General features: G+C 53.7%; 11 protein-coding genes. 6 read left to right on the forward strand and 5 right to left on the reverse strand.

Going from position 1 to position 12,816, the window contains the following annotated elements; all coding sequences use genetic code 11:
* Positions 1–41 precede the first annotated feature (41 nt).
* The 4 genes from ACERJA_RS12605 (at position 42) to ACERJA_RS12620 (ending at position 6,402) form a co-directional block, all read left to right on the forward strand.
* The gene (locus ACERJA_RS12605; protein WP_373608597.1) at positions 42–1,076 is read left to right on the forward strand and encodes a tRNA-guanine transglycosylase; all 1,035 of its coding nucleotides are present in this window, start codon (positions 42–44) and stop codon (positions 1,074–1,076) included.
* The gene (locus ACERJA_RS12610) at positions 1,073–1,975 is read left to right on the forward strand and encodes a hypothetical protein (protein ID WP_373608599.1); all 903 of its coding nucleotides are present in this window, start codon (positions 1,073–1,075) and stop codon (positions 1,973–1,975) included. Before ACERJA_RS12605 ends, ACERJA_RS12610 begins: the two co-directional genes overlap by 4 nt.
* Positions 1,972–3,123, forward strand: a complete 1,152-nt coding sequence (locus tag ACERJA_RS12615; RefSeq protein ID WP_373608600.1) for a BREX system ATP-binding domain-containing protein — start codon at positions 1,972–1,974, stop codon at positions 3,121–3,123. Before ACERJA_RS12610 ends, ACERJA_RS12615 begins: the two co-directional genes overlap by 4 nt.
* 129 nt (positions 3,124–3,252) lie before the next feature.
* Entirely contained in the window at positions 3,253–6,402 is a 3,150-nt protein-coding gene (locus ACERJA_RS12620; RefSeq protein ID WP_373608601.1) for an ATP-dependent DNA helicase, read from the forward strand.
* Between the two features lie 65 nt (positions 6,403–6,467).
* On the opposite strand, the gene ACERJA_RS12625 is transcribed toward ACERJA_RS12620, so the two are convergent.
* A complete protein-coding gene (locus tag ACERJA_RS12625; protein WP_373608603.1) occupies positions 6,468–7,613 on the reverse strand; it encodes a hypothetical protein in 1,146 nt (381 codons plus the stop codon).
* 221 nt (positions 7,614–7,834) lie between these two features.
* Between ACERJA_RS12625 and ACERJA_RS12630 the strand changes: the two genes are divergently transcribed.
* Positions 7,835–8,323 (forward strand): hypothetical protein, encoded by a 489-nt coding sequence (locus ACERJA_RS12630; protein ID WP_373608604.1) that lies wholly within the window; start codon positions 7,835–7,837, stop codon positions 8,321–8,323.
* A 170-nt stretch (positions 8,324–8,493) separates the two neighbouring features.
* Here ACERJA_RS12630 and ACERJA_RS12635 read toward each other — a convergent pair whose 3' ends face one another.
* The 4 genes from ACERJA_RS12635 to ACERJA_RS12650 form a co-directional block, all read right to left on the reverse strand.
* The gene (locus ACERJA_RS12635; RefSeq protein ID WP_373608605.1) at positions 8,494–9,153 is read right to left on the reverse strand and encodes a queuosine precursor transporter; all 660 of its coding nucleotides are present in this window, start codon (positions 9,151–9,153) and stop codon (positions 8,494–8,496) included.
* 190 nt (positions 9,154–9,343) lie between these two features.
* Complete coding sequence (locus ACERJA_RS12640; RefSeq protein WP_373608606.1) at positions 9,344–10,207, reverse strand: homing endonuclease associated repeat-containing protein; 864 nt, start codon at positions 10,205–10,207, stop codon at positions 9,344–9,346.
* 428 nt (positions 10,208–10,635) lie between these two features.
* Entirely contained in the window at positions 10,636–11,112 is a 477-nt protein-coding gene (locus ACERJA_RS12645; RefSeq protein WP_373608608.1) for a hypothetical protein, read from the reverse strand.
* A gap of 543 nt (positions 11,113–11,655) precedes the next feature.
* On the reverse strand, positions 11,656–11,865 hold the full coding sequence (locus ACERJA_RS12650; protein ID WP_373608609.1) for a hypothetical protein: 210 nt from the start codon (positions 11,863–11,865) through the stop codon (positions 11,656–11,658).
* 144 nt (positions 11,866–12,009) lie between these two features.
* On the opposite strand from ACERJA_RS12650, the gene ACERJA_RS12655 reads away from it, so the two are divergent.
* Positions 12,010–12,321, forward strand: a complete 312-nt coding sequence (locus tag ACERJA_RS12655; protein WP_373608610.1) for a hypothetical protein — start codon at positions 12,010–12,012, stop codon at positions 12,319–12,321.
* Positions 12,322–12,816 lie beyond the last annotated feature (495 nt).

Here is a 12,816-nt window from a genome sequence, read left to right on the forward strand (position 1 = left end):
GCTGGTCATTACCTTCATTTGGGCAGCTGAGCTAAGACCGCATGCTGTATCGGCAACGATCGCTTGATCTTCCCCACGGGGAGTTACAGACACCGGTGCTGTTTCCCGTTCGCAACCTTGGGAAGCGATCGAGTGACAATACACCAGCGTACGTTAGTTCCATCCCTGATCTTCCCACGGCGATGATAAACGCCCGGGCGATCAGGGAACGGGACCCGATGTGGGATCGCTTGACGAATGGGGTATCCCTCAGAGAAGAGATGGAGGTACCCGACGATACGATTGTCTATGCCGACAGTGGTGGGTACGATTTCAGCGAGAAGGACCCCGACACTACACCCCAAGAAACGCTCGAAACCCAACGTCTGCTCGAGGCAGATATCTTCGGTACGGTCGATATCCCGTTATCCAGAGAGAATCGAGCAGCGGAGAATCAGCGCCGGATCGACCGAAGTATTGACCTCGCATTAGAAGCGAGTCAGCACCACGACGGAGACGAACTTCTGTTAGCGAGCATCCACGGGTATGATCCCGAGACGATCCGAAATGGGATTCGATACCTGGAACGTCGGGGTGAGTTCGACGGGTATGCCCTCGGAAGTCTCGTCCCCGTCCGTACGGATTACAAGAAAGTCACGAAACTTGTACTAGCTGCGCGGACGGCAACTGACAAACACCTTCACGTCTACGGACTTGGAGGCCTCGTCTACCAACCGCTTCTCTTGTATCTCGGCGTCGATAGCTTCGACTCGTCCGCGTTCATCCGAAGCGCAGGAAACAGGAACTACCTGCTTCCCGGATTCGGCGGCGAAGAGTTGTGGAATATCGATGATCTCGAGTACCTCCCCTGTCCGTGTCCCGTTTGTGGATCACGAACGCTCGATGATATTCGGGAGGATCGCGACGCGTTGGTCAGGCACAATCTTTGGGCGCTGACTGCTGAGTTACGTCGATTCCGATACGTTGCTTCTGCTGGCAAAGATATCGAGGACTACCTCGATCTGCGGTTTCAGGGTAACGAGGTCACACAGAGAGCGTATCGGACTGCAAAGCAGCAGGTACGGAGGTTATCATGACGTCTGAGCGAGCAACGGTCCGTCCAGTTACGTTAGGACGCCTTACGGAACTCACTCATCTCTGTGAGAGCGCTCCCCAATCGACATCAGACGTTGAGGAGGGACTTGACGTCACGACGCGCCGGGCTCGGGAAGCAATTCTCGAAGCGACGCGAATCGGGTTACTCGAAGAACGAGAGAGCAGTGAGAACGATGGAGAGGACGTCTACCGCACGACACCTGTCGGTGAACGGTTTCTGACGGCAATCCGTAACGAGGAGTGGGATACGGCTGATGAACTCCTCGCCGTTCGAAGCCCTCACTACGGTGCAATGCTCGAGGCACTCTCTGAGATCGGCCCTGTTCATCCTGACGAGTTGCTCGAGTATCTGGAAAAGGAGCACGAGTTCTCTCCGTACTCGTTCAACCAAACCGGGATCGAGGTTGTCGGGAACTGGGCGGAACGACTCGGTGGGATCCAGCGGAACGCGTTCACTGGTGACTACTACATCGTCGACCGCGCAGACGTTCCGGTGAACTTCCAGTACGTGCTACTGGATGTTTATGATGACCTCGAGGAAACAGCCGGCGTCGACCTCCGGCAGCGATATCTCTCGATACCCCGGTTGCGCGAACGGACCTGTGAACGACTCGGTTGTCCGCGCGGTGCGTTTGACCGGGCCCTCTCTGAACTGTGCAAACAGAACGTCGGGAAACTCGAACTCTCCGGTGCCCCGTTGGATACCGCTGCGAAGGATTCGGCGCTGGGAATCAAAGAAATCGAGCTCGCCGACGGTGAGACGCTCGTCTCGACTTCCCAATCAACGCAGCAGGTAATGGCAGGTCTCGAACAGTTCGATAAACAATACTACTACCTCGCGGTGTACGACCGCGATATCACGTTCACTCAAAACCCATGAGCGAAGCCTTCGACATCAGCGACCAAGCACAGGATTACGATCAGTTCGGCCTTAACGGCAATCCATTTCCGTACAGTCCAGTTCCATCCGAAAATCCGGAGACATACTGTGGTCAGGAACACGCGACGTCGACGATCAGTTCGACCGTCTCGAAGACGCTCTCGACCGGGAAGTCGAAACACCTGGTGATTACCGGTAAATACGGCAATGGGAAGTCGCACACGCTCAAATATACGCGATCGCTTCTCCGAGACCGAGATGATGTCATCGTTGGCTACGTTGCCCAGCCGGGAGAGGGGTTCGTCGATATATACCACGAATTCATGTACGACCTTGGATTCGACGAGGTGCAAAACATTGCGTACAAGTACCTCGCCTTGGTCGCCCGAGACGTTACAGAGGCGAATCCGATCAGTGGGAGCGCGATGCGGTCACTGATCGACGAGGGGGATGTGCTCCTCTCAGAGATAGTTCCAGAGGCTATCAAGCGATTGAGCGACGTAACACGCTTCGCTGATTTCGCCCGAGCGATCGTCCACATGGTGTACGAAGACACGAATCTCTACGCTTGGCAGTGGCTCACTGCAGAAGGGATTCGATACGAACAGCGAAAGGAAATGGAGATACACACCGCTCTCGACGACGATACGATGGGTGTACGGGCGTTTACAGCGTTCAAAAACATGCTGCTCGAGTTGGGGTATACCGCGGTGTTCGTCTTTATTGACGAATTCGAGAGCATTTCCCGACTTTCGTCGAAAGACGAGCAGGCGACGTTGAACAGCATTCGTCACTTGATGGACCAGAACAGCGAGGGGCTCTGTCTCCTATTTGGCTGTGCACCGGAAGTGTGGCAAGACGTGATGAGCGAGTATCACGCGTTCAGCGAACGAATTGGTCAGGAGGTCGCACTTCGACCGCTCACGGATGAGCACTTATATGAACTCGTTGAAGAATACCTGAATCGTGAACGGACCAATGGTAGGACTGGTATTCAGCCATTTACTACGGATGGGTTGGACTTGATTCTTCAGCGTTCACAAGGGAATATCCGGCAGGTGCTCACCGTCTGTAGTCGAGTGCTGGATGCTGCGGTTCAAGAACAGCGATCTGAGATCACGGCAGAGTTCATCCAAGAGTCGATTTGAAATATCACGGAAAGGCTTGTTTAGTACTTTCAAGAGTATGGTCCAAGGCAACGACTCGTCCATGTCTCTCGAGAGCTACTGCGACTGGTGTGGGGCTTTTTCACACTACTGGGTGATTGGTATGGCTATATGCCAGGGGAGTTGCCACTTGCTGCTGAGGAGTTCATTGACGAGTTAGAGTTGGCAAACAGGGAGCAATACGGGGAGTCGGAGTGGGAGTTTACCGATCCGCAACGACGCGCTATCCTCCACGCGGACGGTCCGTTGCACGTCACGGCGGGTCCGGGGAGCGGAAAGACGGAGGTGCTGATATGTCGTGCTTTGAAACTCCTCCTTGTCGACGAGGTCCGGCCGCAGAGCATTGTCTTGACGACGTTCACTGAGAAGGCAGCTCAAAACCTCGAGGAACGAATTGTCGATCGGCTCAACCGACTCGGCTACGAAGACGCTGTCGACGCGAACGAACTTCGAATCGGGACAATCCACTCCCTCTGCAAGGATATTATGCAGGAGTACCGGTACGAAGAGTACGCTCACGTCGAGTTGCTGGACGAAGACGGCCAGCAGCTGTTTATGTACAGTAACTGTGACTTCGTCGACGTGCTCCGCGGACAGGCGGAGGCAGACGAGTGGGATACCGTCTCAGCGGACGAACTCGACGACGTCTGGCGTCATTTCAATCGGTTGCGTCCGCAGTGGAAGCGTAGCTACCCACCAAACAAGTGGCAATCGACGGCTATCGCTGCGGAGTTGTTCAACCGGATCTCGCAGTATCGGACAGACACTGAGAAACTACAGGAGGGTGCCGCTCCCGCGTGGCAAGTCTGCGCGGAAGGGCTCGATCGGTATCGCGCGACACTCCGGGAGAGCAAACGCTGTGACTTCGCGCGACTGCTAGAACAATTCATCGAATTCATCGACAGCCCCAGTGGGAGACGATTCGTGGAAGGCGAACCGAGTCGTGATCGGCCCCCGGTCGAACACGTTCTCGTCGATGAGTATCAAGATACGAACCCGCTTCAGCAGGAACTGTACTTCCGGTTAGTCGAGGAACTCAGCGCCCCGAATATTACGGTCGTCGGTGACGACGATCAGGCGTTGTACCGGTTCCGCGGCGGAACGGTCGAGTGCCTTATCCGGTTCCCGGACCGGACGAATGCCCGATTTGACAGTTCGGTTACGCAGGTCCAACTTAAAACGAACTACCGGTCGACGAGCGACATCGTCACCTGGTGTAACCGATACGTCGGCCAGCATCCATTGATGCAACGAGAGGGGGCTCGAGCTCCGGGGAAAGAACCGATGCTGGTCGGCCGAAGCGAGACTGCCGATCGACTAAGCGTTCGATCGCTGTTGGTCGGCGACGATACCCGCGATCCGGCTGCACATGCGGCAGACATCGTCGCAGAACTCATCAATCAAGATTATATCGACGATTACAGCCAAGTCGCGTTCCTGTTCAAGAGCACGAAAGAGAGCGAGAGATGGGCCGGTCACTACGTCGAAGCGCTCCGAGAGAGGGGTATCCCAGTCTATAATCCGCGAAACAAGGCCTTTCTCGACAGGCCAGAGATCAGATTCGCGCTCGGGGCAATCATTCAAATTCTCGATCCAAAATTCGAGGGTGCGGACGCCCCGTGGGTCAATCTCCAGGGCGGTGTTCGTGAACAGGTTGAGACGTGGGCTACCAGATTCGATGACTACGTTGAGACGTACGATGCGGGCGACTTGGCAGAGTTTGTTCAGCAAAGCCAACAGACAGTTACGGATGCTGAGGGTGGAGAGTCGCTAGGCTATACGCCGCTCGAACTCCTCTACCTGATTCTGTCTTTCGATCCGTTTCAGGACTGGATTGAGGGTGAAGAGCGGCCGGACCGGGGTATGCGCCTCGGTCGTCTTACGAAACTCTTCGATTCCTTTGCAAGCGTGACTGGACCCGAGTACATGCAGCGGTCTTCCAACACGAGATCCGTTTCGACGAGCTTCCTCGGCTCATTCTACTGGACGTTCTGCGGCTACCTGCAGTCCTCGGATTTCGATGAACCCGAGGATCAGCACGACCAGGTTCCTGAAGGGTTCGTCCAGATGATGACAACGCACCAAGCCAAAGGGTTGGAGTTTCCGGTCGTGTTCGTGTGTAACCTCGATGCCGAACCCTGGACCAGCGGGACGTATTGGCTTGAAGATGAGTTGGAACCGTATGCTGACATCGAACCTGCCGGTGGGGTGGAACATAGGGCAGGACGAGACGAAATCAGACGCTTTTACGTCTCGTATTCCAGGGCCGAAGCAGATCTCGTATTGGTCGGCTCCGAAGGGACACCGACCGACCTCTCGCTGGGATACAACTCGGCTGGTCAGCCGCTGGACGACGAGTGGTTTTCGGAGGAGCGACGGATCACAACTGCAGACGATTTCCTAGCGACCGTCGAAGATGACGTGGGCCCTCTCGACGAGACAAGTCTCAAACGTCGATACAGTATCACCGGGGACGTCTTGGCATATAGGCGCTGTAAGCGCCAGTACGGCTACTACAAAGAACTCGGGTTCGCGCCGAACCACGTAACTCAGCTGTTCTTCGGGCGCGTGGTCCACGAGACCCTCGACCGCGCTCACCGGCATTATGCCGGCGAACTCGAGGGTATCGGCGGTGGCGAGATACCAACAGAAGCGGATATTGAGCGGTACTTCACCGAAGTTGCCGAGGCCCTGAAATCTCGGAACATCTACCCGATGAGTGAAGAGGCCGAAGATGCGGCGCTCAAGTACCTCCAGCGGTTCAACCGCCGAGAAGGCGAGCGACTCTATCCGCGAGTCGTCGATACGGAGCACCGACTGCAGAGCAATCGAGAGGAGTTCGTACTGGAAGGCGTCGTGGACGTACTCGTTGGGGCCGACAGGGAAAGCCACGAAATCTGGGACTACAAGGCCGGCCAGCGCCCAAATAATGAGCAGGAACTAGACGACTACCGCGCGCAGTTGTACACGTACGCCGAACTCTACCGGTACCAGCAGAGCGAGTATCCTGACCGGGGCGTTATTTACTTCCTCGGAGAGGAATCGAGGGACGAGGCAATGTTGGAAATCCAGTTCGCTGACGGCGCCGTCGAAGGCTCGATCGACGAATTCGAGAAAACAGTCGAGTCCATTGAATCGGATCGGGAAAAACGCGACTGGTTCACCATTACACCCGATGAAAAACCGTCGGATCAGACATGCTCTGAATGTGATATAAGGTGGAACTGTCCCGCACGACCAGAGTATCACGGATCACAGTGAGACCAACTTGAAAGTCTTGAACTTGTCTGTCTTCTTGTCGGGTACAGATCAGGTTTACACAGCAATCAGGGATAGAGACGCGGATGAGTGAATTCGTGGAGCATAACGAGGTCGTCGGCTACGAGTTCGGTCAACTCCGGATCCGAGAGTCGAGACGAGTCGTATTCGATAACGATCTGGACACGATCCATGTAACTCAACCTATCTGCTGAATTTAATATAGAGTTTGCTTCTGACTCGTCACTGAACTGCTCGACTATATGGAAATTTCGATCAGTCTGTAAAAGCTGTGAATCGGTTTCGACCACAAACTGAACTATTTCGTCGGCATTATTGATGAGGGCTTCTCTATTCGCGGTATTTTGTTTTGGGCTCATCGAATATCCCACTCGAATGAGTGGTGTCTCTCCCGTATCGATGCAGAACGCGACAAAGAGGTAGTGTTGATTTTTATTATTGATGGCGAAGTCAGGTTCTCCATACGCGATCCACAGGTTAGACGAGACGAACCGCAAATCGGCAGGAAATCTGTTGAAATCCTGGGAGACCCCATCGCGCCACATGTTTTTCGCCTTGAGTCCTCGTTCTCCGAGTCGGCCCTCGATGTCCCTATGAAAGCGGGCGACGTTCTTGTAATAGCGTTCCGAGAGTCTGCGAATCTGCGAAAATTCGTCGAGTAACTGCTCTGAGAATCCGGTGAACGGCATATACCCTTCCTCTTCAAGTTTCGTTCGGAGAAGGGTGATGAGTTGGGTCTTCGTTTCCGAAAGCGTCGACCTGTCACACTTTGATACTCGAAGCGCGATATCTCGCCAACTGAGCCACTCTACGTATTCGAGATCGAGGCTATCCAGTTGAGAGGGTCTAGCCTTGTGTCCAGTAACGAGCAAAAGCTGCTTGCGCTCGTTTCCGAACTGCCGCAAGTCCTCGTGCTCGTCCTGAAGTTGTTCTGGATCAAAATCGGTCCCTCGCTTCGCCTCTATCATCACCATTGTATCCGCATCTGAGATCACCACGTCTGGGACCCGTTCAGCTCGTGGATCGATTCGCGTATGAAAATCGACCTGGACCTCTCTCGAGAGTTCGTCATCGGATAGTTCCAACACCTGTGAAAGAACCGTCGGTCCGAGCAAGTCCAAGAGGCCGAAGACGATACGGGTCAGATCGTCTTCACTCTCGATATCGAGGTGCCTTGCAAGCGCATCAGTCATAGTCCAACATACAACGGATTGCCACTTGAGTATGTTATATGGAAACAATAAACATTAAATATATGAGTAGAGGCAATGGTTCGGAAGTATTCAGTTCTGTGATGGTGTCATGGTACAGTTCGCATACTCTCTCTATGACTACCCACGAACGGTAAGTGCAGACGAAGGAATTACCGGATGGAAAACAGACATGTCATCTTGATCCCTATCACGATGGGAACATGTCTCAGCAAGAATATAGTTCAGCACAGGTGGCGATGCGAAACGCCAGTAATCCAGCAGTGTTCACACGTAATTTTCCGTCACGGTTGGAAGACGCTGTACAACTCTCAAAAGTAACACACCGTGCAAACAAACCATGGCGGTCCGCTCAGATCGGTGTTGAACGTCACGGCGAACTTCCAGCGTATATCAAATCGCGTGGAGTGGAAGAGAATGTCGTCACTCATGTTGGAACCATTGAAGATATTATCGTTAATCCAACGGACACCCCTGATAAAGCCGACCGATTACGTGAATACGTAGCAGATCAAGACACTTGGAGTGAGTACTTTGACGGTGCAGATACTCTGTACCTTCTCAGTGACTGCCGGGAACTGGAACCAGAGGACCGTTTCCCCTTTACAGAGCTTAGGAAACTTGTTAACGGAGAACCTCTCCCAGCATCCTACAGTCGTCAACCAGCTTACGTGTATCAGATCGATAGATAAGCAGGTGTAGTGAACGGACTGTTCAGTTCGGTTGGGAAAAAGAAACGCCATGCCAATCAGTCTATGACACTCTCTTCTGTGGCAAAGTGCGTGAGCAGGTAACGTGGCCGAGAGCTACTGCACGAACCGTGATTTTGAAAAATGCGCTAACGGTACTCCAGTGAACAGTGTCAGGCCTTCTGCTCGACGAGTTCCGTCACTGCATAGAACGGGACTGTGTCAACAAGCGCAACCAGTAACTTGACCAAGTACTGACCAACGACGATCGAGACTAGCGCCCATCCCCATGTTGGATCACCACCAAGTCCGAGAGCTGGGAAGATTGCGAATCCGAGTGTGATGAACACGACTGTATCAGCGCCCTGACTAACAGCTGTCGACCCGCAGTTCCGTATCCATCGGTGGCGACCGGCTGTTCGAGCCTTGAGCTTCGAGAACAACCTCACGTCCATGTGCTGAGCAACTGCCAATGCCACGACTGACGCAAGAATAATCGACGCCGAGTCGCCCAACGTGGCCACGAACGCCGCTTGCCCGTCATAGAAAGGTGCTGTCGGCATCCAGATTGCCGCGAAGACCAGCAGATACGACACAGCAAGCGTGAACACGGTCCCGTTGACAACTGATGCCGCGTACTCACGTCCGTGGTACTCAACAAGCAAGTCAGATGCGAGGTACGCAACACCGAACGCAACGAACCCAGCTGGGACGGCGACGCCACCGATTCCAGGTAGCTCAACCCACGTCAATTTCGCCGCCAGCACGTTCGCAAGAACGACGGATCCAGCGAAGAGAGCAGTGAATATCGCTCGAGTATCCTCAATTTGCATGCTGACCCACCGTCCCAATCTGGACTACCAGCTTACTATTCAATAGACCGATACTATCCTCAACATCTTCTGGTATTCTCCAGAGCATATTGGAAGAATACCTTTGTAAAATATAGTCCTATCGGTTGACCAGTTCTACGTACCGAGAGCTGTTTTCAGATGGGAACCAAAGACTCGTCAAATATTACTATCAACTCTCGAATCCAGCAGCCTGAAGCGCCTCTGAAAGGCTCCCAAATTCGTCGCGGTATGCGAGGTACCCGAAGTCTGTATGTTCATCCAAGTCTGCCGCAGTAGGTGGTTCGCCGAGTTGCTGGTAGAGTCCAACCAACTGCATGAGGATCTGGCGTGTATCTCGACTATCGCCAGTAGTGCCGACATCTTCCGATTCATCGGACTGCGGAGGAGCGTCAGATGTCCAGTCCAACCCAACGTTACCGTCTCGAATACTTTCGATGTTTTCGACGACAGCCCGCTGTTCAGTCGCTACGGCCCGTGGATTGGGTATGTTCCCGTCGGAACCGAACCGCGTACATGCCAGACACACCTGCAATGAGACACCGAGATTGATCCGCCAGAAGTCGAGTGCCGCGTCGAAGCGCTGGCGACAAACATCACAGACCATCGGATCAGTTGTGCACTCGTCGAACGAGAACTCATGAAGGCTGTCCGCGAGTGATTCGTATCGATCCCTCGCGCTCTCGTACTCCTTCAATGCGACCTCGTACTCAGAGTCGTGGAAGGCCCGGTCTCCTGCAGCAGCGTGCTCCCGAGCGGCGGCCACGAGATCACGGACCGTTTGGTGGGGCCCAGACAGTTCGAGACTCTGTTGGCGCACTCGGACGCTGCGCAACTGTCGATCGATCTCTGCTACTCGATCAGGAGCTAGTTCTGTCGTTAATGTCTTGGCCTCTGCGAGCGCGTCGACAGCTGCTTCGTACTGCTGTCCCGCCAAATTAGAGTCCCCCTCGAAGTGTGCCTTGTCGCCGGCGTCAATGGCGTTCTCGGCCCGATCGACGATCTCGTCGATCGGCCTCGTCGATAGTGGCAGCACTCTCTGAACAGCCACTTGAGTTACTGACCGCCCTCGCTGGCCACAGGTTTCCCATTCTATTACGACACGGGTTCACTGCCGATCGGAAGAGAAAGCGAGCAATGAGCCTCATATCACCATAGATCATCAGTCTATTGTCTCGAAAGCGGCAACTGGGTCAATTGACCGATGTACGGCGATTTACAGTCGTGAGTGTCTCGAAGAAGTAAATTTTCATCATTGCTGCGGCCGGGGAAAAGGGGAAACCGATTGTCATACGTTTCGCGATGGAGGCCCGTCGGTATCTCGGACAGGCGAGGAACCGCGATGTCTTCGCAAAAACGCGGTCAGTCGGCGTACGGAACCCTCGGTGAAGAAACCGCCACTATACGATGGAAAGCGTCTCTACTGATTTGAGATTTTATAATAATAACGAGGGGACTGATGCGTTAGTCGCAGAAGTTCTCGAAGACGTACGGGTCGACCTCTTGCTCAATTACGTCACCACAATGCTCGTTATCTTCGGGTTGCGTCGACTGTAATAGCATTCGATCGCCATCCCAAATCGATATCATCGAGACGGTTGCCGAGCCGTGGCTGTTATCCAGCCTGTCAAGGTGACAGTTCGCCACGAACTCGTAGGGGTAGTCCGGTTGGTCGACGTAGAACATCTCCGTCTCCGCCTGCGATTCGCCGACCATATACATTACTATAATCTCGAGCATCTCCGTTGACGGCTCGACGGCATCGACGGTTACGCGAGCGCAATCGTGTCGCGTGATCTCGAAGCCTTGCCCTTGCCTGACATCCGGGAAGTTATCGCTACGATTGTGATTATCTGCCTGTACAGTTGGGATCGTGCCGGCGGTTCCCGTGCCGATGGCAGCTAGTATTTTTCGCCGGGAAAGAGTGTCTCCGACCCGCATACGAATGGATCCCACAGTCTGGCTCAAATAACCCTCAGTCCTATTTTTGTCTAGTCATGTATGACTGAATATCTGACTGGTTCAGAAACTCGTTTTTGCAGTTCACTTCACACAATCGATAACACAGCGGCTGGGCACGCAGTTTTGAGTGAAATGAGTCGCGCCCAGTGTACGGTCAGTCGACAGACCACGCGATTGCGTCGGGGCTGCGCATCTTAGGGGTGCCAGTATTGAACGCGGCGAGCGTCGCTTGTCTGCTCAAGGCCCGGATCGACGTCTTCCGCAGCGCCTTACAGCGCACACCACAGAACTGGCGCATGCGGTCGTTCGCCAGTCCGAACCCAAGGGGGCTCTTGAATGTTCGACGTCGTCAGCCGGCACCAGCGAAAGCACGCGCCTGCAGTGGGCACACGTGGGCACCGTTGTTGGGCCATTGCAACGATGCCGCAGTGCCCGCAGCAGTGTTGAGTTCGTAGTCCATCGATCTCGACCGGGAAGACACCGGCACCGCACCGGGGGCAACCGTCGTCACGGACTTGAGGCTCAGTCATCGTCTTCCTCGTGGCCGGCGCGGTAGCACGGCCAGCAGACGAGACTATTGTCGGTGAGACATTCGCAGTCGTCGGGACACTCGTTATCACGTTCACCATCAGTGGCGACAGCGGCGGACGCAATACGCGGGCTGGCGGCGAGGTGCATCCCGAGTTGATCGTCGAGCGCATCACGATCGACCCACGCGAGAATCGGTCTCATAGGTGACTCGAAGCGGCTGACAGTACTATTGATAATAGCCCCGAAGGGCAGATCTCTTACTATCCATCGAGAAATTATACGATTTTACGGTCTCGAGCGCACGGCTGTGTTTTTTGCACCACCAATAGGTGGAGGCATCTATTGATGGAAACTCGAATTAGAGTAACAGATGAAGACGGTAAGGAAACAGAAATAACCGGAGTTAACCGAAACGATTGGGACGGACTCAGCGAATCGTGTCCGGAATGCGGAAGTGACGAATTCGATCATTTTGAGGTCACTGGTGGACACTACGGAAAACAGGGGAAAGCGATAATCGAGCGGACAGATTACTGGAGTGCAAAACAGTCTCTATTCACTCAATGCAAGTCCTGTGGTGAGGTTCTCTACAAGCATCCAGCGTTTGATCTACTCTTTGATTTAGATGGAGACAGTGACACTGTGTTTGAAATGTGAGTATGAAAGGCAGGTGAAACTATCCTTGTTCAGAAACAATCCCAAACAGGGTTTGGTTCAAGGCTCCACGACATCCTCTCCAGTAGGCGCAGTTTGTATGCGCCATAGATGGCTTCAGGTGCGTCCAATTTCGCGCCTGTGTGAATTGTAATGGAACAATAAATATTTGACAATTATAGATACTCGAAAAAGTCGTGTCTCAACCCAACGTGTGATAACCCGACGTCGAAAATATACTGCTCGCCAACATATGATATTTCTCACCAGGATCATGTCCAATTCAAAACCAAAGAGGCACAGTCATGATTCTCGAGTTATGGCAAGCTTGAGGATATCACGTCAAGCTCGGCACCGATACTGAATATTCTGTCTCCAGCGGACCGGGGCCAACCAATAGCATCTTCTCACACTATCTTATTTAAAAATTTGCAGACATAAAATTCCAAGCGGTGTTTTTGTGCGCCTGAAAGGGTGAGGCGCACACTCGTGTGCTTC

It is taken from the genome of Natronorubrum sp. A-ect3 (assembly GCF_041821125.1).
GTDB classification, from domain to species: domain Archaea; phylum Halobacteriota; class Halobacteria; order Halobacteriales; family Natrialbaceae; genus Natronorubrum; species Natronorubrum bangense.